Origin of the sequence: Kribbella sp. NBC_01510, assembly GCF_045040325.1 — a bacterium.
Lineage (GTDB): Bacteria > Actinomycetota > Actinomycetes > Propionibacteriales > Kribbellaceae > Kribbella.
In genome coordinates this window covers 4,379,027-4,399,243 of sequence record NZ_CP109418.1, presented here as the reverse complement: position 1 = coordinate 4,399,243, position 20,217 = coordinate 4,379,027, and the positions used below count along the sequence as shown (strand labels likewise).

General features: G+C 68.6%; 25 protein-coding genes. 11 read left to right on the top strand and 14 right to left on the bottom strand.

The genetic code is table 11. The features are described 5' to 3' along the window. The 5 genes from OG558_RS21970 to OG558_RS21950 are packed head-to-tail and all read left to right on the top strand — an operon-like array spanning window position 1 to window position 4,207. Window positions 1-900 carry an XdhC family protein gene (locus tag OG558_RS21970; RefSeq protein ID WP_405071953.1) on the top strand — a complete coding sequence of 300 codons (900 nt, stop codon included), beginning with the start codon at window positions 1-3 and terminating at the stop codon, window positions 898-900. 5 nt (window positions 901-905) lie between these two features. Further along, window positions 906-1,487, top strand: a complete 582-nt coding sequence (locus OG558_RS21965) for an NTP transferase domain-containing protein (RefSeq protein ID WP_405071952.1) — start codon at window positions 906-908, stop codon at window positions 1,485-1,487. Continuing rightward, window positions 1,484-2,362 (top strand): AAA family ATPase, encoded by an 879-nt coding sequence (locus tag OG558_RS21960; RefSeq protein ID WP_405071951.1) that lies wholly within the window; start codon window positions 1,484-1,486, stop codon window positions 2,360-2,362. Before OG558_RS21965 ends, OG558_RS21960 begins: the two co-directional genes overlap by 4 nt. Continuing rightward, a complete protein-coding gene (locus OG558_RS21955) occupies window positions 2,359-3,033 on the top strand; it encodes an SRPBCC family protein (protein WP_405071950.1) in 675 nt (224 codons plus the stop codon). The genes OG558_RS21960 and OG558_RS21955 overlap by 4 nt, the downstream gene beginning before the upstream one ends. Next, entirely contained in the window at window positions 3,023-4,207 is a 1,185-nt protein-coding gene (locus OG558_RS21950; RefSeq protein WP_405071949.1) for a vWA domain-containing protein, read from the top strand. Before OG558_RS21955 ends, OG558_RS21950 begins: the two co-directional genes overlap by 11 nt. Here OG558_RS21950 and OG558_RS21945 read toward each other — a convergent pair. Beyond that, window positions 4,191-5,144, bottom strand: coding sequence for a LysR family transcriptional regulator (locus OG558_RS21945; RefSeq protein WP_405071948.1), 954 nt, complete (start codon window positions 5,142-5,144; stop codon window positions 4,191-4,193). The two genes, OG558_RS21950 and OG558_RS21945, sit on opposite strands and share 17 nt — an antisense overlap. Window positions 5,145-5,477: 333 nt before the next feature. Here OG558_RS21945 and OG558_RS21940 point away from each other — a divergent pair, with 333 nt between their 5' ends. After that, the gene (locus tag OG558_RS21940; RefSeq protein WP_405071947.1) at window positions 5,478-6,353 is read left to right on the top strand and encodes an NAD-dependent epimerase/dehydratase family protein; all 876 of its coding nucleotides are present in this window, start codon (window positions 5,478-5,480) and stop codon (window positions 6,351-6,353) included. 105 nt (window positions 6,354-6,458) lie between these two features. Here OG558_RS21940 and OG558_RS21935 read toward each other — a convergent pair whose 3' ends face one another. The 6 genes from OG558_RS21935 to OG558_RS21910 form a co-directional block, all read right to left on the bottom strand. Beyond that, a complete protein-coding gene (locus tag OG558_RS21935; protein WP_405071946.1) occupies window positions 6,459-7,352 on the bottom strand; it encodes a methyltransferase domain-containing protein in 894 nt (297 codons plus the stop codon). 134 nt (window positions 7,353-7,486) lie between these two features. After that, window positions 7,487-8,410 (bottom strand): phosphotransferase family protein, encoded by a 924-nt coding sequence (locus OG558_RS21930; RefSeq protein ID WP_405071945.1) that lies wholly within the window; start codon window positions 8,408-8,410, stop codon window positions 7,487-7,489. A 357-nt stretch (window positions 8,411-8,767) separates the two neighbouring features. Next, on the bottom strand, window positions 8,768-9,061 hold the full coding sequence (locus tag OG558_RS21925; RefSeq protein WP_405071944.1) for a hypothetical protein: 294 nt from the start codon (window positions 9,059-9,061) through the stop codon (window positions 8,768-8,770). A gap of 133 nt (window positions 9,062-9,194) precedes the next feature. Beyond that, complete coding sequence (locus OG558_RS21920; protein ID WP_405071943.1) at window positions 9,195-10,046, bottom strand: alkylmercury lyase family protein; 852 nt, start codon at window positions 10,044-10,046, stop codon at window positions 9,195-9,197. 340 nt (window positions 10,047-10,386) lie between these two features. Then, window positions 10,387-10,977, bottom strand: a complete 591-nt coding sequence (locus OG558_RS21915; RefSeq protein WP_405071942.1) for a permease prefix domain 1-containing protein — start codon at window positions 10,975-10,977, stop codon at window positions 10,387-10,389. Beyond that, a complete protein-coding gene (locus OG558_RS21910) occupies window positions 10,959-11,303 on the bottom strand; it encodes a PadR family transcriptional regulator (protein WP_405071941.1) in 345 nt (114 codons plus the stop codon). Before OG558_RS21910 ends, OG558_RS21915 begins: the two co-directional genes overlap by 19 nt. A gap of 58 nt (window positions 11,304-11,361) precedes the next feature. Between OG558_RS21910 and OG558_RS21905 the strand changes: the two genes are divergently transcribed. Next, window positions 11,362-12,348: an ATP-binding cassette domain-containing protein gene (locus OG558_RS21905; protein ID WP_405071940.1), complete on the top strand. Its 987-nt coding sequence runs from the start codon at window positions 11,362-11,364 to the stop codon at window positions 12,346-12,348. Beyond that, complete coding sequence (locus tag OG558_RS21900) at window positions 12,345-13,190, top strand: ABC transporter permease (RefSeq protein WP_405071939.1); 846 nt, start codon at window positions 12,345-12,347, stop codon at window positions 13,188-13,190. Before OG558_RS21905 ends, OG558_RS21900 begins: the two co-directional genes overlap by 4 nt. A gap of 195 nt (window positions 13,191-13,385) precedes the next feature. Here OG558_RS21900 and OG558_RS21895 read toward each other — a convergent pair whose 3' ends face one another. Both OG558_RS21895 and OG558_RS21890 read right to left on the bottom strand, forming a co-directional pair. Beyond that, the gene (locus OG558_RS21895; RefSeq protein ID WP_405071938.1) at window positions 13,386-13,808 is read right to left on the bottom strand and encodes a hypothetical protein; all 423 of its coding nucleotides are present in this window, start codon (window positions 13,806-13,808) and stop codon (window positions 13,386-13,388) included. 162 nt (window positions 13,809-13,970) lie between these two features. After that, window positions 13,971-14,747, bottom strand: coding sequence for a phytanoyl-CoA dioxygenase family protein (locus tag OG558_RS21890; RefSeq protein ID WP_405071937.1), 777 nt, complete (start codon window positions 14,745-14,747; stop codon window positions 13,971-13,973). A gap of 704 nt (window positions 14,748-15,451) precedes the next feature. Here OG558_RS21890 and OG558_RS21885 point away from each other — a divergent pair. Together OG558_RS21885 and OG558_RS21880 are read left to right on the top strand one after the other, a co-directional pair. Next, window positions 15,452-15,709, top strand: coding sequence for a hypothetical protein (locus OG558_RS21885; RefSeq protein WP_405071936.1), 258 nt, complete (start codon window positions 15,452-15,454; stop codon window positions 15,707-15,709). Then, on the top strand, window positions 15,706-15,975 hold the full coding sequence (locus OG558_RS21880; RefSeq protein ID WP_405071934.1) for a hypothetical protein: 270 nt from the start codon (window positions 15,706-15,708) through the stop codon (window positions 15,973-15,975). Before OG558_RS21885 ends, OG558_RS21880 begins: the two co-directional genes overlap by 4 nt. 156 nt (window positions 15,976-16,131) lie before the next feature. Here the strand turns inward: OG558_RS21880 and OG558_RS21875 are convergent, their stop codons facing one another. Then, on the bottom strand, window positions 16,132-17,007 hold the full coding sequence (locus tag OG558_RS21875) for an NAD(P)-dependent oxidoreductase (protein ID WP_405071933.1): 876 nt from the start codon (window positions 17,005-17,007) through the stop codon (window positions 16,132-16,134). 272 nt (window positions 17,008-17,279) lie between these two features. Beyond that, a complete protein-coding gene (locus OG558_RS21870) occupies window positions 17,280-17,888 on the bottom strand; it encodes a DedA family protein (RefSeq protein ID WP_405071931.1) in 609 nt (202 codons plus the stop codon). 186 nt (window positions 17,889-18,074) lie between these two features. Here OG558_RS21870 and OG558_RS21865 point away from each other — a divergent pair, with 186 nt between their 5' ends. Then, window positions 18,075-18,443: a response regulator gene (locus tag OG558_RS21865; RefSeq protein ID WP_329474810.1), complete on the top strand. Its 369-nt coding sequence runs from the start codon at window positions 18,075-18,077 to the stop codon at window positions 18,441-18,443. A gap of 15 nt (window positions 18,444-18,458) precedes the next feature. Here the strand turns inward: OG558_RS21865 and OG558_RS21860 are convergent, their stop codons facing one another. From OG558_RS21860 to OG558_RS21850, 3 genes are all read right to left on the bottom strand, one after another. After that, window positions 18,459-19,157 (bottom strand): response regulator transcription factor, encoded by a 699-nt coding sequence (locus OG558_RS21860; protein ID WP_329474809.1) that lies wholly within the window; start codon window positions 19,155-19,157, stop codon window positions 18,459-18,461. Between the two features lie 154 nt (window positions 19,158-19,311). Next, window positions 19,312-19,509: a hypothetical protein gene (locus OG558_RS21855; protein ID WP_405071930.1), complete on the bottom strand. Its 198-nt coding sequence runs from the start codon at window positions 19,507-19,509 to the stop codon at window positions 19,312-19,314. Between the two features lie 221 nt (window positions 19,510-19,730). After that, window positions 19,731-20,213, bottom strand: coding sequence for a universal stress protein (locus OG558_RS21850; protein WP_405071929.1), 483 nt, complete (start codon window positions 20,211-20,213; stop codon window positions 19,731-19,733). Window positions 20,214-20,217 lie beyond the last annotated feature (4 nt).

The following is a 20,217-nucleotide window of genomic DNA, read 5'->3' as shown; positions in this document are numbered from 1 at the left end:
ATGAAGACACCCGTCGCGGACCGGATCGCCGAACTCACGGGGGCCCGTGTGCCGTTCGTGCACGCGACCGTGGTGCGCGCCGAGCACCCAACCTCGGCGCATCCGGGCGATGACGCGATCGTCCTTGCGGACGGGTCGCTGGAAGGATTCGTGGGCGGCGTCTGCGCCGAGGGGTCGGTGGTGTCGGCGTCGCTGTCCGCCCTCACCGACGGCCGTGCTGTTCTGCTGCGGGTGATTCCCACGGACGCGGACGCGTTTCCAGAGGCGCCTGGAGCTGTGGTGACGACCAACCCGTGCCTGAGTGGTGGCGCGCTGGAGATCTTCCTGCAACCACAGATCCCACCGCCGTTGCTCGGAGTCTCGGGGTCGACTCCGATCTCCGAGGCGATCGCCACGGTCGGAGCTGCGGCCGGCTTCGCCATCGACCGGCTCGACGGGACCAAGCCACCGTCGCCGGGCACTCTGGCCGTCGTCGTGGCCGGCCTCGGCCGGGACGAGACGGCCCCGCTCCGGGCGGCACTGGACGCCGGCGTCGACTTCGTCGGTTTGGTTGCCAGCGGCAAGCGTGGTCGTGCGGTGATCGCGGAGCTCGGCCTGACCGACGAGGAGCGAACCCGGATCCGGACACCCGTCGGCCTCGAGCTGGGGGCGGACACCCCTGGGGAGATCGCTGTGGCTGTGCTGGCCGACATCGTCCGCTCGATGCGGCGGGATGGTCTCCGGCCGGTCCCCGCAGCTACCGCCGCGGCGAAGGACGTCGCCGTACAGGTGGTGGATCCGGTCTGCGGGATGCCCGTGGTGATCAAGCCTGACACTCCGCACCTGGAAGTCGACGGCACCACCTACTGGTTCTGCGGTCCCGTCTGCCGTGACGCCTACGCCGCGCAGGTCACGGGTTGAGCGGCATGTTCGTCACCGGACTGGTACTCGCCGCGGGCGGATCGAGCCGGCTCGGTCAGCCGAAGCAACTTCTCCAGTATCGAGGTACGACGCTGCTGGACGCAGTACTGCGAACCGCGAGGGGCTGCCTGTTCGACCAGTTGCTCGTCACCCTGGGTGGTGCCGCGGAGCAAGTCCGCGACGCGGTCGACCTGACCGGGGCCGCGGTGGTGCTCAATGCGTCGTACGGCACCGGCTGTTCGTCGTCGATCGTGTCGGCGCTGGATGCGGTCGACGATCGGTCGGCGGGCATCGTACTTCTGCTCGGCGACCAGCCCGGAATCTCCGTCCACGCGGCGCGGTCGGTGGCGCGCGTGGACGCACCGATCGCCGTCTGCCGATATCGCGACGGGATCGGCCATCCGTTCTGGTTCGCGCGATCGGTCTTTCCGCAGCTCGCCGAACTGCACGGAGACAAGGGTGTCTGGAAGTTGATCGAGTCGGGACGTCACGCGGTCGTGGAGGTGGCCGTGGACACAGCGGTGCCGGCGGACGTGGACACCTGGGCGGACTACGAGCGCCTGCTGGCCCAAGGGACTGGCCGATGACGGCGCCGTTCCGGGACCCCGAGGAGGTGGTCACACGGTTCGACGAGGCCGGACACCTGCTCGACGAGGGAACCGCTACGGCGTTGTACCTCGCATCGACCCTGCCACGTCCGCTCCTCCTCGAAGGTGAGCCCGGCGTCGGCAAGACCACGTCCGCGCTGACTTTGGCAACCGTTCTTGGTACGACGCTCATCCGGCTACAGTGCTACGAAGGTCTCACCGCGCGAGAAGCCTTGTACGAGTGGAACTACCAGCGCCAGTTGCTGGCGATCCGTCTGGCCGAAGCCCGGCACGACAAGTTGCAGGAAGCCGACCTGTTCACGACCGAGTTCCTGATCGAGCGTCCGATCCTCCGGAGTGTGACCGCATCCGGGCCGGTACCGCCGGTGTTGTTGCTCGACGAGATCGACCGCGCCGACGACGAGTTCGAGGCGCTGCTGCTGGAGTTCCTCGGTGAGGCGTCGGTGACGATCCCGGAGCTGGGTACGTTCGCGGCCGCGCGACCGCCGTACGTCGTCCTCACGTCGAACCGGAGCCGTGAACTCCACGATGCGCTGCGGCGCCGTTGCCTGTACCACTGGATCGAGTTCCCCTCCGCAGACCGTGCGGTCCGCATCGTCCGGCGCCGGATACCGGCCGCCGCCGACGCGCTGGTGCAGAGCGCCGCCGACTTCGTCGGCCGAGCGCGCCAACTCGACCTCGACAAGCCGCCCGGACTGGCCGAGACGATCGACTGGGTTGCGGCGCTCAACGCGCTCGGCGTGACCTCACTCGGCCGCGACGACGCACTCCGGACGCTGTCGGCGATCGCCAAGTCACCTGACGACGTGGACGCCATGACCGAACTGCTCGCACCGAGCGAGGGGACAGCATGAAGATCACCCACGAGTTCACCGTGAGCGTGCCGCCCGCCGAGGCCTGGGCGGTGCTGACCGACCTCGAGGCGATCGCGCCGTGCATGCCAGGCGCGAGCCTGACCGGGTTCGACGGCGAGACGTACCTGGGCAAGGTCCGGGTCAAGCTCGGTCCGGTCATCAGCGACTTCGCCGGCACCGCCCGCTTCGCGGCCAAGGACGACGCCACCCACCACGCGGTGATCGATGCCAAGGGCAAGGACTTTCGCGGGGCCGGCAACGCGTCCGCCCGGATCACTGCCGACCTCGAGCCGCACCAGACCGGCACGCTGGTGACCGTCGACACCGACCTAACGATCTCCGGCAAGGTCGCGCAGTTCGGCAGCACCATGATCAAGCAGGTCTCGGAGAAGCTACTCGGCGAGTTCACCACCTGTCTGGAATCCAAACTCGTGGCAGGCGTTCTCAGCGCGGGCGCCGCGGCATCCACGGGCGAAGTGCGAAAAGTGGAGTCGGTGTCTCCGGACGGAGCTGCGGGTGGGCCGGGGTCGCGCACCGCTGAAGCGACTGTCGAAGAGCCGGCACCGCTCGACCTGATGCGGTTCGCGGGTGGATCTGTGGCTCGGCGGACGGTGCCGGTGGTCGTCGGGATCGTCGTGGTGGCGGTGGTGATCTACTTCCTTGTCCGGTGATGCCGTCCTGTTCCGCGCGGTCGACCGCGCGGCCTTCGCCGTGGCGTTCTCGGAGCGGCTGCGAGCGGCGGGAGTGACAGTCGACCTGACCGCGACCGAGATCTTCACCGAGGCACTGGCTGCGCATCCGACACCCGACCGGCGCCGACTGTACTGGCTCGGTCGTGTGACCCTGGTTCGTCATCGCCAAGATCTGGACAAGTACGACAGGGTGTTCGCCTCCGTCTTCGCAGACGCCGTCCTCCCGGCCGATCCGCAGGCTCGGCGCCGACCGCCCGGGTCCGCGCCGGACCGCGCCACGAGCAGCGCGACGCCACCGTTTCCGGACGGCCACGACACAGACGGCCTGCCGTGGATCACCTTGCCCGCGCTCAGCGGCCGGACGGTGGAGGCGAGTACCGGACTCACCGTCCCCGAGCGGCTTCCGAGCGCGCTGGCCGGCCTCCACGACACCCCGTTCGACACCCTCGACCCGGATCTGCTGGCGGCGGTCGGTGTCTGGCTCGAAAGTGCTCGCGAGCATTGGCCGACCCGGCGTACCCGCCGGATGACCAGGCGTGGAAGCGGCGCCACGATCGACCTTCGCGCCACCATGGCGCGCTCACGGCGGACTGGCTGGGAGCCGACCGAACTCGTCCGCACCGGCCCGGTGCGCAAACCGCGGCGACTGGTCATGCTGTGCGACGTCAGCCAGTCGATGCAGCCTTTCATCACCCCGTACCTGCATCTGATGCGCGCGGCAACGGTCACCGCGAACGCGGAGGTGTTCGCCTTCGGCACCACGCTGACCCGGCTCACCGCCGTACTCGCACACCGCGATGTCTCCGTAGCCGTCGACCAGGCGACGCGGCTGGTTGCGGACCGCTTCGGCGGAACCCGGATCGCGACCAACCTCAGCGCCCTGCTCCGGTCTCGCTACGGCACGATCATCCGTGGCGCGGTGGTGATCATCGCCTCCGACGGATGGGACAGCGACGACCCGGCGCAACTGGCTCGCGCGATGGCCAGATTGGCCCGCCGCGCCCACCGGGTGGTCTGGATGAACCCGCGCGTCGCATCTCCCGACTATCAGCCGCTCACCGGCGCGCTGGTCGCCGCCCTGCCCTACTGCGACGCTCTGCTCCCTGGCAACACTCTCGACGCACTCGCCGAGGTGGTCAGCTCCACAAGGTGACGTGGATCGACGGGCGGAAATGGCCGATCGTCACCCCCGACCCACGCAACATCGCCCGAGTAGCTCGCGGCGTGGTGATGAAACGCGTCAATTCGGCCGCGGCCGGTATGACGGCGTGCACCGGCAGTGTCATCGCAGTCCACACCCCATTCATCGTCAGTCCCCGACCGTTGACGATCACCAGTCGGCCACCGGACACATCACCGGCAACCGCGGACGACAACGCCACCGCGACACCGCGCTCGCGCTTGGCCTCCTCGATCGCCGCCGCGTGGCTCTGGAAGATCCGTTGCCGCGACTCGGGGATCTCCAGCTTGTGCAGCATCGCAGTGACCGCACCGCCGGTGACTGCCGACGGGCCGAGCAACCACGTCTGCTCGCGCAGCATCGAAGGCCGGGCCGGGCCGATGGCGGCGGGATGGTCGCCGGCGGCGACCACGACGAGACGGTAGTTCAGGAACGGGATCCGGCGGATCGACTCGGGCAGCCCGGGCGGTACCTGACCGAGGGCAACGTCCACCGCACGCTCGGACAACAGAGCGGCGAATTCGCGCGGATGATGGACACTCAGCTCGACATCCAGATCGTCAGCCCGCCCGGCGAACAGTCCGATCAGGCCCGGCGCCGCGTGCTCGGCGAACAACGTCGAAGCCGCGATCCGCATCAACCGGCGCCCGCGCCCAGCCTGGCTGACCTCCTGGATCGTCCGGTTCTGCAACCCGAGCAGCTCCACGGCGCGGCTGGCCAGTCGCAAGCCGCCAGGCGTGAATGCCAGCCCTGAGTGCGTGCGGGTGAACAATTGATCCCCGAGTTCCTTGCGCAACTGGGCGACGTGCAGAGAGATGGCCGCCTCGGTGACGTTGAGTTCACCGGCCGCGGCCTTCACCGAGCCGAGGCGGACAACCGCTGAGAACGCGCGGAGCTGAGTAGGCGTCATCGTGTCGCCATCGTAGAACCGCGACACACGTTTCGCCGCGAACCTGATGTCGCACGGCTGCGACATCCGGACGGACTCGGCTCTCGCGGCCTGTCCGAATACTGTCAGCCGGTTGTCTTGGCACAAGCTCCCGTGCTGAGGTTGTCGGTGGGTTCCCCGGCCGTCAAGGGGATGTTCCGACTGTGAGGCGCCCGGCCGGACCGTGGCCGGGGAACCCACCACCAATTGCGACCTTCTCGATCGACGTACTCGTCCCGGCCCCTCGACTCGGCGGCCGCCCCTCCCGGTAGCCTCGCCCCGCAAATCCTTCCCGACTTGACGTGGAGGATCCGAATGAGCACCGTCCTGGTCACCGGAGCATCAGGCGTCGCCGGACGGGAGGTCTCCCGACGGCTCGCCGCGGCAGGCCATCACGTGCGGCGCGCGGACGTCACCCCCTCGCCCGATCCCGCAGACGCCGCGATCGGCGAATTCGTGCGCTGCGACACCCGCACGCCGACCGACGTGCTCGAGGCGGTGGAGGCCTGCGACGCAGTCGTACACCTCGCGGCCTGGCACAACGCACACCGCCCGGGCGTCAGCGACGCGACGATCTTCGCGGTCAACGTCGACGGCACCTTCAACGTCGTCCAAGCATGCCGGGCGGCCGGCATCCGCAGTGTCGTCTTCGCCTCCTCGATGGCGTACGGCTGGGACAGCGTCTACAGCGTCACCAAGGTCCTCGGCGAGGATCTCTGGAGGATGTACCAGGAGAGCACCGGGGCCTCGGTCGCGCTCCTGCGTTACCACGGCTTCGTGCCCGAGCCCTACCTGCGCTGGGGCGAGCGGCTGCTGCGGAACGGCGTCGACGTACGCGATATCGCGACCGCGACGGCCGCCGCGACCGAGGCCGCCCTCGCGCACCGCTTCGACCTGTTCCGTACGATCGTGCACAGCGACCACGGGATGCCGGAGGAGGTCCGCGCCGACTTCGCCGCGCACGGTGCCGAGTGGTCGGAGTCACGGATGCCGGGCGCAGCGGCACTGATCGAACGCCACGGGCTCGCGCTGCCGGACAGCGTCGAGCAGCACGACCTCAGCGAGGCGGCTGACCTGCTCGGCTGGCGCCCGGAGCACGACTTCGTCGAGTTCATCACCGACCTGCAACGACGCGAAGCAGCAGGGGAAGACGTCGGCGCACTCTGGGCCCCAGGCCGCATCCCGGCCTGAGCCTCCGCTGACATCCAGCCCTCGACGGCGCGTCTGGTGAGCACACCAGCCCTAGGTCAACTCCTTAGCGCTGCAGGGCAGGTCGGACAGCGCCTGGATCCGCACCTAGCCGAGTGCCGGCGGGTGCTCGGCTGGACGGCGTCCCCAGGCCGAGATCAGCGGCGCGAGTGTCAGGTCGAGTTCGCCCGCGTCGATGGCGGCCAGGTGCGCGTCGATCTCGGCGTCGTCGGCCAGGCCGGCCGCGAGCAGTTCGCCGCGCACGTGCCGGATAGTCGACGCCTCCAGCCGGTCGCAGGCCAGCCCGCCGACCGGGAAAGAGCCCGCGGCGGCGACATCTATCAACCCGGCCTCACGCAATGCCCGCGGCAGTGTCCGGCCGTAGCGAAGGTCTGCGCCGCGGCGCGTCAACAGCTCCCGCACCGCGTCGCGCAGCCGATTGGCCCGCTGCTGCGCAGGGCCGCTGTCGTCCAGGCATGCCAGTGGCTGCAGAGCGGTATCGGCGTCCTCGACCAGCAGCCAGCCGCCGGGCCGTAGCGCTGCCGCCATCGTTGCCAACGCCCGAGCCCGGTCGGGTACATGGACCAGCACGAGCCGGGCGTGCACCAGATCGAACGTCCCCGGCTCCGGAGGCGGATCAGCGGCGACGTCGTGCCGGCGCACCTCGTACCCGTCGCCTGCCTTCAGCCACGACGGGTCGATGTCCGTGGCCAGCACATGCCCGGTCGGACCGACGGCCGCCGCGAGCGCCTCCGGGATACCGGGGCCACCGGCCCCAACCTCCCAGCAGCGCGAGCCAGCCCTGACCCCCAGTCGATCGAAGTGCCCGCGCGTCACACCGTCGAACAGCTCGGCCAGCCAAACGAATCGCTCGCCCGCCTCGGCGCGCGCGTTGTCCAGCAGGTACCCGCCGGCGGGAGCGGACTCTCCACCGAGCGCGGTAGTCCCACCTATCGGATCCGGTCGGCCACCGACGTGCGGCGGGCGGGGCGAAGAGGTCACCACTACATGGTCAACCTCCCCAGGCCACCAGCGCCACGACGACGGTAGCGGGACATCTCACATAGCCAGCGAACCCCGCACGTCCTACAGCACGGTTCTGCACCGCGGCGTACCAGCACAGCAGCGGGTCACTGTCACACGAGCAGCGTCTCGAGCTCGGGAAGTCGGCCGAACATGTCGGGTAGGCCGCGTACGCCGTTGCGCACGGACTCGTGCGACAGCGCGAGGTCAGGGCCTGTGCCCGCCTCGACACCGGCCAGGCAACGGAGGATGTTCCACCTTGTGTGCCCCAGCCAGCCGCCGATCATGAACACGAACCAGCTCGGTCCCGCCGGCGGCAGCGCTCCGCCCCCCGCGACGTAGCCGTCGAGGACCGAGCGGAAGATGGCGGGCTCGATGTCGTCGAAGCCAGGTCCCTTCGCGAGGCTCAGCGCGCTCGACCCGAGTTCACCGGCCAGGTCGAGCATCCCCGAGAGCTCCCAGTCGAGTACTACCGGCCGACCGTCTCGAGCGAGCAGGTTCCACGGTTGGATGTCCTTGTGGGTCAGTACAACGGGGCCTGGCCGTTCGCAGGTGTCGACGAAGTGGGCAATCGCGAGCAGCGTCTCGACCTGGGAGGCGAGTTCGTCGGCCCACGGCTGTCCGCTCGCCGCCGCCCGCTCGGCGAGCTCGGGCCAGTCCCGTGGTGCCGGGTCCTCGATCGACACGTGGGTCCACTCGACGTCCAACGCGTGGAGGCGCGCGAGAATCTCACCGATCTCGAGCGCGTACGCCTCCGACACCGGTGCTTCGGGCATCTTCTTTCCCTCGACCCACCGGTGCACGAGCGTGTCGTGGCTGGCCGAGATCGGCTCTGGCATCGGGATGCCGGCGGCGAAGGCCGCCCGCTCGAACCTGAACACGTCGTCGATGCGGTAGGTCGAGCGGCGGTCGACGAGGTTCAACTCCTTGACCGCGAACGATCCCTGGTCGGTGTCGAGCCGGTACGTCCGGTTGGCGAACCCGCCGTGGACCCGGATCATCGGCCCGATCGGCGCACCGAGATGCGAAAGACTCACCCCACGCACTCTAGGACTCACAGTCCATCGATGCACCGGAATTGCCCGGTATGCATGCAACCAGGCCGGTTGGCCTGGTGAAGGGCTGCCGGGAGGGCACCTGCCGGAAGCGGGCAGCAGTTCGGCGGCGCAACCGGCCTGACACACTCGCGTGGTGGACCGAAAGTTGCTTAGAGCAACACTGAGATCGTGGCCAAGCTGGGCGTCGATCTCCTCGGGCCGGTAGCGCTGGAACCGGCCCGGGCCGAAGAACAATTCCCCGGGCCCAACGGCATGCGGGCGGTTCGAGATACGAGCTGAAGTGGGACGGCTTTCTCCACTGAACTCTGTCAACCGCCGGTGATGCGCCGGCGAGGGCTACTTCCAGAACCGGCTCCAGACGGCGCGCTTTGCCTGACCGAGGGCGTTGATGACGTCTTGGTCTGTTTCGGCGTTGTCCGTGACGCCGAGCGCCAGTCCGATGTCGCGCCATGAGGCGCCTGTCGCGAGGGCTTCTCGGACAGCTTCGCCGAGCGCCTTGTCGAGCGCGATCGACGCTCGGCAGCATTCCTGGACCGCCTGGATTGGATCGCGCTGCCAGCTGCCGCGGTGCCTGAGGCGCAGGACTGCACCGTGCCCGGAGATCCGTAACTGGGGAGTTCGCGTCAACATCGCTTCCACCTCGCTGGTTGGTGACCTACTTCGAGCTTAGGACTTGGAGCGCGGTGATCGGCCACCGCTGGCACGAGCTTCCGGTGATCGGTGGCCTGTTGCGACGAATCGACCGGCGGTTGCCGTAGCCCGGTCAGGCTGTCGTGAGCAGGTGCCCGAACAGGCGGTTGCCGAGTTCCTCGGCTTCGGCCTGGTTGAGGATCTGGCCTGGAACCTGCGGGTGGTCGGTGGTCCAGGCTTCGGCGGCCGCGGTGCTGGCGAAGAAGTTGAGGTAGTCGCAGCAGCAGTCGGCCGATGGCCCGCCTCCTCTGTCGGCGCCAACGAACACCACCCCACCGACCGGTTCCCAGACGGCTCGGCCGGCAGTTGTGGTGACGGTGACTTGTTCGCCGGTGGTGACGTCGAAGGACTCGATCCGGGTGTCTTGGTCGAGCATGGCGGCAATGCCGAGTGCGTCGATCGCGCACATCGCGTAGACGTCGACCCGGTTATCGATGCGGACACGGTGGCGGGTCGGCGTCGCGCAGAACGGGTAGGCCAGCGCAATGCGGCCGTTCGGAGCCAGCTGGATCGCGTCGACGTCGTGCAGTGCGGTGAGTATGTCGGTGGTGCCGCGGCCGCTGTCGGCGGTGAGGGCGTCGAGGTCACTGGGTGTGGGCGGGTGCCCGGTGGTGGCGAACGTGCGCAGGATCGCATGCTGCACCGCTTTCTCGGTGGGGTCCAGCGGCAGGGCGCGGGTCCGCCACGCGCTCAGCACCTCCCCGGGAGTGGTGGTGTCGTGAGTCTGATCGGCTGCCGTGATCGCGACGCGCAACTGCTCGACTGACGGCGCCGGCACGATTCGCCCTTCGCGGTCGCGGTAGAGGCGGCACGAAACCCCGCAGCCGCAGTCGTCGCCGGCGGCGGCGAACGGGTCGAGCCCGTCGATCAGCAGGGTCGGGGAGCCGGCCATGCCGAACTCAGCGGCGTCGGCGTCGGCGTTCACACCGGCCTGGCCGGCCAGCTCGCTGGTTTTCGCATAACCCCATCCTCAACCCTGGACCCAACTACAGAGTCAAGTCCCGAAGCCGAAACACCAGCTGCGGCGATGCAGCGCCGAGCGTGGGCACGTAGCGTCCAGAACGGGCGCCGTTGCTGAACTCGGACGGGTTCATTCACTGAAGTCGTCAGCTCGAGCGAGCGACGGTGGTCCGATCCAGTGAGTGCCCCGACCCGCAGAGGCTCAGGGCATTCGTTGGTGCGGGGTCCCGGGGAGGAGACCGCCACACATTGGGGGGTGCCTTGAGGCTAGGCCGGAGACACGGTGCTGGCCGCAGTGCTGTAGGTCAGAGCGAGCCAGAAGCGTGTGGGGCGAAGAGGCGTGGAAGGTTGCGGCCGGTGAGCGCGAGGCGCGTGAGGTTTGCGAGGACCGCGAGTCCCATTGGCCAGGTGAGTGCGGGTGTCGTTGCGGCGATGACGCCGAGCATGCCGGCGTCGAGGATCATGAGTACGAGACTCGCAGGAGCCGCGAGCCGCGTTGTCGTTAGGCTTTCGCTCCTTGCGACCGTGAGCAGTGTCACCGCGACGGTCAGGAGGATGGTGCCGTAGATGGCGGCGGCACCGGGTGGGATGTGCCAGGTCCATGCTCGCGCGGTGATCAGGGTCGTTCCCCACAGCAGCGCGAACACGGGCGCGGTGGCAAGGAGCGCGATCGCGGTCCGGTGGCCCGCGGACTGCTGTGCGAACGCCGTTGTGACCTGCCGCGGATCGCCGAATTCGGCGATGGCCGATCGTGCCGCGTCCGTCGCGGACAGACCCCGGTACCGGTGGCGTCGGTAGGTCTCCTCGAGGCCGTCGGCCAGCTCCTCGACCGTGCCGGCGGGCAGGCGCTGAGCCAGCTCGTCGAGGTAGCTGCGGATCAGGTCGTGGTCGGCCATGGCCCTGGCTCCAGGAGGGTGGTGACGGCGGTGGCGAACTCGCGCCAGTTGGCGCGTTCGCCGTCGAGTCTGCGTTGGCCGTCGGCGGTGAGTTCGTAGCTGCGGCGGCGGCGACCGTCGACCACGGACCAGGTGCCGCTGATCAGGCCGGCGCGTTCGAGCCGGTGCAGCGCCGGATAGACGGTGCCGGTGGGCAGGTCGAACCTGCCGCCGCTGCCGTCGCGCAAGGCCTCCTTGATCGCGTACCCGTGCTGCGGCCCGTCCTTGAGCGTGGCCAGCAGCAGCACGTCGAGGTGACCCTTCAAGGCTTGCGCATCCGCCCTCATAGGTAGTTATCCTACAACAAGCGGATAGGTAGTAATCCTAGCTATGGCGGTGGGTGTGATGAGCGATCCGGTGATCGTGGCCGAGGGACTCGTGAAGCGGTTCGGCGCAGTCGAGGCGCTGCGCGGTGTCGACTTCGAGGTTCCGGCCGGCGCGGTGCTGGGGCTGCTCGGCCCGAACGGGGCGGGTAAGACCACCGTGGTCCGGATTCTGACGACGCTGCTGCGCCCCGACACCGGCCGGGCGACTGTAGCGGGGATGGATGTGGTCCGGCAGGCGGCCGCGGTGCGGCGGCTCATCGGGTTGTCGGGCCAGTACGCCGCGGTCGATCCGTATCTGACCGGCCGGGAGAACCTGCAGCTGATCGGACGGCTGTCCGGTTTGAACCGGGCCGCCGACCGCCGCCGGGCCGGCGAACTGCTCGACACCTTCGACTTGACCGCCGCCGCGGATCGGATCCTTCGTGGCTATTCCGGTGGCATGCGGCGGCGCCTCGACGTCGCGGCCAGCCTGGTCGCACGGCCGCCGGTGCTGTTCCTGGACGAACCGACCACCGGCCTGGATCCGCGGGGCCGGATCGGGCTGTGGCAGACGATCGCGGCATTGACGGCGCAGGGCACGACGGTGCTGCTCACCACGCAGTACCTGGAGGAGGCCGACCGGCTGGCTGACGGCATCGTGGTGATCGACACCGGCCGGGTCATCGCGACCGGAACCTCCGACGAGCTCAAGGCCCAGGTCGGCGGCGACCGCCTCGAGCTGCAGGCCGCGCCCGGCGTCGACCCGGCCGCGGTGGCGGCAGCCGTCACCGACCTCGGCTCCGGTCCACCGGTCGTCGATCGCGACGAATCGACGGTGGTGCTGCCGGTCGCCGACGGTCCAGGGGTCCTGGGCGACGCGCTGACCCGACTGGCCGCGGCGGGAGTGCGGGTAACCGACGTGGCGCTGCGCCGACCGTCGCTCGACGACGTGTTCCTGGCGCTGACCGGGCAGTCGGCGAGAGCTGGGGCCGGCTCGGATCTCGCCCAGAGCGGGGGCGCGCGATGACAACCAGGAACGACGCCCCGGTCGCGGAATCCGTCGAGCCGGGCGCGGTGCGGTCGCTGGACCGGCCGCGCGGTCTGCGCTGGTTGCTGGGTGACGTGTCGGCGATCACGGGCCGGAATCTGCGCCGGTTGATCCGGGTGCCGACCCTGATCGCCTTCGCCACCGTGCAGCCCGTGCTCTTCGTGCTGCTGTTCACCCACGTGTTCGGCGGCGCCATCCATCCACCGGGCGTGGACAAGTACGTCGACTTCCTGCTGCCGGGGATCTTCGTGCTCTCGATCGCGTTCGGCGCCTCCCAGACCGGTGTCGCGATCGCCGACGACCTTGCCACCGGCATGATCGACCGCTTCCGTGCACTCCCCATGACACGGTCCGCGGTGCTGGCCGGCCGCACCGTCGCCGACGCCGTCCGGAACCTGTTCGTCCTGCTGCTGATGACCGGAGTCGGTTACGCGATCGGGTTCCGGTTCCATGCCGGCGCCGCGGCCGCCGCGGCGGCGATCGGGCTGGCGGTGCTGATCGGCGTCGCGTTCTCGTGGATCAACGCCCTGGTCGGGCTGCTGGTTCACGACGCAGAAACGGCGGGGCTGGCTGGTTTGATGCCGGTCATCGTTTTGGTGTTCACCAGCTCCACGTTCGTTCCGGTCGCCACGATGCCTGGTTGGTTGCAGGCGTTTGCGAAGGTCAACCCGATCACGGTCACGGTCGACGCGCTGCGCGCTCTGGTGCTCGGCGGTCCGACCGCCACGCACGTGTGGCAGGCGCTCGCCTGGATCATCGGGCTGCTCGTGATCACCGTGCCCATCGCGGTCCTGCGCTACCGCCACACCACCGCCGGCTGACACAGCCCAGCCGTCCGGGCGGCGTGCAGCCATTGCCTCAGGCAACACTGGACGGGGGGCCAGGCTGGCGTCTGCCCTGAGCGGCCCGGTAGGGCTGGAGCTCGCCCGGGCGGTGGAGCAACTCCCCGGGCCCCACGGCATGCCCGGCGGGTCCCGCTTCGAGTTGAAGTGGGACGGGGTCCTTCACTGAACAAGTCAAGTGCCGAATCGGCTGCCGAGCATGGCTGATCGAGTGCCGGAGCGCCCGCTACTTGAGCTGCGCCAGCAAGCAGTCTCGCGCGCAGCCCGTCGAGCGGCTTGCCACTCGGCGCTCTTCTGCCAGTAGTAGTGGGTCTTTGTCTCGGGTGACAGCGCAACGACGTCGAACGTGGTCAGAGCGAGGTGGACCTGCTCCCAACTCGGCAGCGGCACCGAACGATGTTCGGCGTACGCCGTCCAGAGGTAGCGACGGAGGTCACCGTAGGAGCGTTCGGCGGCCGAACTTGCGCTGTCCCACTGGCTGCACGTGAAGTCGACAAGAGGAGACAGACACGTCCGAACCCCCAGTCGACGGTCGCCGTCGGTGGCGCGGGCGGCGGTTCCGACCAGGCTGCGTTTCGGCCAAGCGTGCTTCGGCATTGGACGTTATCCCCTCGATGCGCGGCGGAGGGCACGCAGATCGTCGTTGACGCCTATGTCACCTGCTGGGTTGACTGGTTGCGGGTCAGGTCGAATCGGACACCAGGCACCGGCCTCCCAACTCAGCGAAAGGCCGGTGCCGCGGGGAAGCGAGTTCGTGCGTCAGATCGGCAGCGGGTCGTAGTTGGCGCCGAACGGGGCGTCCGGCCTGGCGAACTCCCCCATCAGTGCGCGCCTCAGGGGCGTGGTGCGCTCGAGGAACTCGGGGTCGTTGCTGAACCGGTCGGCCATGCGGACCCACGGTGGGCTGTAGACGTAGTGCGTTGTAAAGCGGTCGTAGTCGCCATCGTGGCGGAAGGATCGATGCCAGACGCCGTTGTGGAACACCAGAGCAGCCCCGGCCTCGGCGCACACGACATGGCCGATCGCGATGTCGTCGTTGCGCTCACGGATTGCGTCAGGTAGACCGACTCGCGAGCGGTGGCTGCCGGGAATCAGCTCCATGTTGCCCATGCCGGGCACGGTCTGATCGGTGAGCAGATACGACACGCGGAGCTGAAGCAGGGGAACCGGGAATCCCAGGTCCTTGAAGTCGAAGGCGGACGATCCGTCCTGGTGCCAACGGCCGTTCCCCGCGTGCGCCGGCTGCATGGTGTTCCAGCCGGCCTGCAGCACGAATCGGTCGCCGAGCAGACCCTGCACCTTCGGAAGGACGTCAGGATGATCTATGAGCCGCTCGAGAACCGGCTCGCTCTCGTAGGTCCGGCCGATCTGCCCGAACTCGCGGTCGCGCGTCTGGTGCAGACGCCGCGAAACGTCGTACGCCTCCGCGGCCTCCTCGTTGGTCAAGACGTTGGGAATCATGAAGTAGCCCCACGACTCGAAGATGAAGCGGTCAGTCTCGGTCAGCTGACCTTTGTCGACGACGGGATCGAGCATCACTGTGTCCTCTTCTTCATGTTGTTGGAACGGCTTCTCGGATCTGGCATCGCAGCGACCAGGGAGCCGGACGGATCACCAAATCGGGTGGTGGTCAGCGCAGCAGCCACCATCTCCAGGCAACCCACGGATGGTGGCTGTCAGTGTTCGCTGAGGTGCTCAGATCCTCAGGGCACGCGACCATCGCCGGAAACGGGGCAAGGCGATGGGGTCCTGAGGTTCCGCCTGAACCTCGTGCAGGTGCGAGCGGAGCTCATGGCAGTCCGCCGGCATGCGGCTCGCCAGGCCGTGCACGAGGTGGATGGTTGCGGTCACGATCCAATTCTGACGCCAGTCGTATACCGATAAACATCCAACTCACTCAGATTGGCACCAACTCAGAACTCGTTGACGAAACCGCGCCGGACTTTGCGGATCACGACCTGTCCGCGGATCTGGGGCGCGATCCGCGCCAGCTCCAGAGTCCGGCGCGTTCACAAGGCGACGCTAGCCCTTTGCCGGGAAGGAGGGTAGCCAGGCCACCCAGCTAGCAGGGATGCGGACCCCCTCTTGGCCAGCACTCCGAATTGCCGCTGGCGGCGATGCCGGCGGGCCACCCGAAGGCCAATCCTGGTCACCGTGGACAAGCGGACCGAAACTTCGCGCCGGGTTGGCCTTCAGCTCGGCACTTCATCAGATTGCCGTCGCCCGAGGGGCGGTCAGGGATGACGTCTGAGGCAACGACACGGCCGGTCTGGCTGAAGATCTGGCAGTCCGAGCGCCAGGGGTCCGTGATGCCGTCCGCCATAGCGATCCACCGGTCGGTCGAGATGCACGTGGCGTCCAAGGCGGGCGTCGCGCTGACCATCCAGCAACTCCGCCGGGCCGCTGTCTATACAGTGCGGTACGACGAGGAGAGCGACCGCCTGCTGCACGAGGTGTTCGCGCCGTACGGCATCCCCTATCGGCAGCCGACCGCATGAGCGCCGTGGACGCGATGGCCGCATCGCCGCCGACCGGCCATCCGCTGCGCTGGCGGACGTTGGCGGTCACTCAGCTCGCCGCGTTCATGGCACTACTCGACGTCAGCATCGTCAACGTGGCGCTGCCGTCCATCGAACGAGGGCTCGGTGTCTCGGCCGGAACCGCGCAGTGGGTGGTGTCCGGGTACGCGCGCTCAGCTTCGGGCTGGCGCTCGTACCGGCCGGTCGGCTCGGCGACGCACCGGGCCGGCGCCGGATGTTCATGACCGCCCTGGCAGCGTTCGTGCTGACCAGCGCTCTCACCGGTGCTGCCATCGTCGACCTCGTCCGGCACCACCGACGGTCGCCGGCGTGACCGGCAACGCCGGCTGAATGTCCGACCCCGTGCCACACCACATCGATGCTGCTCTTCGCGGCTGTGGTCACACCGGACGTCGTCCCGCGTCCGAGGTGATCGTGGGGATCACCGCCGAATAGTCGAGGTCGGCCGCGCCGGCCACGGCCGCCTCCTCGAGCCAGTCACGGGACGCCGCCGCCACCTCCAGCCGCCGGCCGTTCTGCTCGGCGATCTCGACGACCAGGTTGAGATCCTTGAGAGCCAGGCTGAGCTTGAAGTTGGCAGGGTAGGTGCCGGATTCGACGTTGGCGCGTTTGGCCACGACGGTGCCCGCGATCGGGGTGTCACACAGTACGTCGAGTACGACGGAACGCTCCAGCCCGAAGTCGTCGCCGAGGGCAAGGGCTTCGCCGAAGGCGGCGATGGCCGCGCCGAGCGTGGAGTTCACGACGACCTTGGTGGCCGCGCCTGCTCCCAGCCCGCCGACGTGGTGCAGCGTGCCGAGTGGCGTGAGGATCGGCTCCACGCGCTGGAATTCGGAAGGATCCGCGCCGACGTAGATGGCCAGCCGACCGGTAGTGGCCTGGGGAACGCTGCCCCGCACGGGTGCGTCGACCATGGCGACGCCGGCTGGCAGGCGGGATGCGACCGAGCGCACCGCGTCGGGACCCACCGTCGACATGTCGATGAGCAACTGCCCTGGTGCCAGCGCCGCGGCCAGTCCGTTCTCGCCGAACACGACCTGCTCGAGCGCGTCCGCGTTGGTCACCATGGTGATCGCGGCATCGGCACCCGCGATCGCCTCCATCGGCGTCGATGCGGCCGTAGCGCCGTGGTCGGTCAGCGGTTTGGTCTTCGCAGCGGTCCTGTTCCATACGGTCACGTCATGACCGGCCTCGAGCAACCGAGTGGCCATGGGTGTGCCCATCAGACCGAGACCGATGAATGCCAGCTTCGCCATTGTGTACTCCTCTCACATGCCTTCCGGGTTCTGTCGGGTACTGCCTCGGATCACGCTGCGGGAGTGATCACCGAGTAGACGTGGTGGAAGCCGATCAAGTCGAGCTTGCCATCGAGGAAGCTCTGCGCGCTGATCCGGTCCACCGTCGCGTAACCGGGCTGCCACGGAGAGCAGGAGCGTCGACACCACCATCGGCCCTTTCGACCATTGCCGGCGAGTCTTCCCTTCCGCCCGTCCCAGTCGCCGTACCGGCTGGCGGTACATCACGGTGTTCAACGGACCCGGTGCCTCTTTCGGATGCGGAGAAGGACGAAGACGGCCGCGGCCACAGCGATCAGCACGAGGGGCACAGAGGTGAGAGCGTGGTCCAGCGTCGTCAGCGAGGCGGAGAAGACGTAGCCGAGCAGCACGCAGCCCGCACCCCAGACGACGGCGCCGGCCACATTCCACGGCAGGAACGTACGCAGGTACGGCATCCGTGCCATGCCGGCCATGCCCGGTGTCAGTGCTCGCAGGCCGGCGGTGAATCGGCCGAGCAGCACGGCCCGTCCGCCGTGCCGCCGAAGGAAGTCATCGGTTCGCCGCCATCGATCGTCGCCGACCCGGCGACCCAACCGGGACGATCGCAGCGTCGGTCCGAGGCGACGCCCGACCTCATAGCCCACGCTGTCGCCGAGGGCCGCCGAGCCGATCGCGACCGCCACCATCGGCCACAAGGAGATCCAGCCCTGGTGGGCGGCGAATCCGGCCACCACCAAGGCCGTCTCGCCGGGAAGAACCAGCCCGAGCATGACCGCGGCCTCGGCACAGGCGAGACCGCCGGCGATGACGTAGAACCACGCCCCGAGCTGTCCGCCGAGCTGCTGCAGGTATCCGAGCATCGTCAGGTGGTCCTGAGCCGACGCCGGCTGATCGAGTGCCGCACACCAACCACGGTGCCAGCCGGTCCCGCTGTTCTCCTTACCGCCAGCGCCAAGACCGGGGTCACGACAGCAGGAACCCGGGCGCTACTTGTGGGTCCAGCTAGCCGGATTGTCCGTGAGCCGGTCGGTTGGCATGCTGAACCCATGGAGTTGCGCTGCTTGATCGTTGATGACAGCCGTCATTTCCTGGCGGCTGCACGCGGTCTGCTGGAGCGCGAGGGCATGGTGGTCGCGGCCGTGGCGTCGAACGGGGACGACGCGGTACGGCGCGCCACGGAACTCGGACCGGACGTCACCCTGGTCGACATCGACCTCGGCGGGGAGAGCGGCTTCGACGTCGTACGGCGGCTGACCCGCGAGACCGACTTGGCGCCGGCGACGGTGATCCTGGTCTCCACCCACGCCGAGGAGGACTACGCGGAGCTGATCTCGGCCAGCCCGGTCGCCGGGTTCTTGCCCAAGACGAGGCTGTCCGCTCCCGCCATCCGCGATCTGCTCGGGCTGCCGGCTTGACTGTGGCCGGCCCGGTCAGCGGGATTCGAGGAAGGTGACCACCGCGAGCACCCGGCGGTGGTCGTCGTCGGCCTCCGGCAGGCTCAGCTTGGCCAGGATGTGCCGGACGTGCTTCTCCACAGTCCCCTCCGTCACCCACAACCGTCGCGCGATGCCGGCGTTCGAACGTCCCTCGGCCATCAGCGCGAGTACCTCGTGCTCCCGCTGGCTCAGCCCGGCCAGTGGGTCGTTACGCCGCCGCGCTCCTACCAGCTCCTGCACCAGCGCGGGATCCATCACCGAACCACCCCTGATGATCCGCTCCAGCGTCTCGACGAACTCGTCCACATCCGTCACCCGGCTCTTCAGCAGGTAGCCGATCCGCTGACCGGTGGCCAGCAACTCCATCGCATGCTCGACCTCGGCGTGGGCCGAGAGCAGCAGAATGCCGATCTCCGGGAGCTGTTTGCGGATCTCCCGCGCGGCGTCCAGTCCCTCGGTGGTGTTGGTCGGCGGCATCCGGATGTCCATCACGACCAGATCGGGCTTCAGGTCGCGCACGAGCGGAAGGATCCACGCGCTGTCGCCGGTCTGCCCGACCACGTCGAACCCCGACCGCTCCAGCAGGCCGGCCAGGCCGGCGCGGAGGAGGACATCGTCCTCAGCCAGCAGCACGCGCGACACAGCCCTACCTTCGTCGCTCTGTGTGCGCTGGTCGGACGGCTCAGTCGGCATGTCAACGAGTATCCCCGGGGCCTGGCCGCTCCCGCTACCTGCGAGCCGGAAGCCCGTCTGCTTGCTGACGAGAGGAAGCATCGCCCGCGACCGCCGGCCTTACAGCGTACGAGTCCACGGCGCGACCCGCCGCCACGCAGCGTGATCCTCCCGATCACTCAGCGCTGACCTGCAGGTGCGCGAGCAGGCGTGCCGCCATGAGCTCGATCTCCGCCAGCTCGGCGTGCAGCTTGCGAACCTCGTCGTCTCCCCAGATCTGCGAGGCGAACCGGTGATGCGTGATCGCCGTGATCATCAGAAATCGAGCCTGGGTGGGATCGAACGCACCGCCCAGCCAGTCTGCGCGCTCCATTGCCGGATCGTTGCCTCCAGCATCATCTCCACCACGCGGCTGGCACCGCCTCCGGTGCGCCTCATCGGGCAGGACGCGGTCGTTGTGAGCCCACGCCGTCGGCTCGCCGCAACTGCTTGGCCCTGGCAATGCCGGAATCCCGAGGGTTTGCTGCCGGGTACCGCCACTCCCGGCACGTCGGGACAGCGGCAGGGCGCGGCGCTCGTTCTCGACTGCCGCGGTCAGGGTACGACAACCACGACAGGTGCGTCCTTTCGGCAGATCAGGCGATGGCTGAGGGACCCGGCGACCTGATGCCACCTCTTCGCGGACCGGCCGACCACGACGAGTTTGGCGTTGACGCTGCGCGCGATGTCAGCCAGGGTCTCGGTGGCGTTGCCGTACGCGCTGACAAAGCTGACCGAGATGCCGAGGTCGTCGGCACGGCGCACTGCTTCGTCTTCGAGCTCGCCGGCGATCGCTTGTCTGGTGTTCTCGAGGCCGGCGTAGTCGTACGGCACAGCGAGAGCGGCCGCGGGTTCGGTGAAAGGCATGACGTAGACGACGATGAGTCGGCCGTTGGAGCGCAGCGCTTCCCCGGCTGCCCAGGAGAATGCGTCCCAACTGGTCGGCGAACCATCGACTCCTGCGACGATGACTGGTGCCGCAGGATCTGCCTGGTTCGCCGGACTCTGTGTCGGCGCAACGGCGGGGTCTTCGGTCATTGTG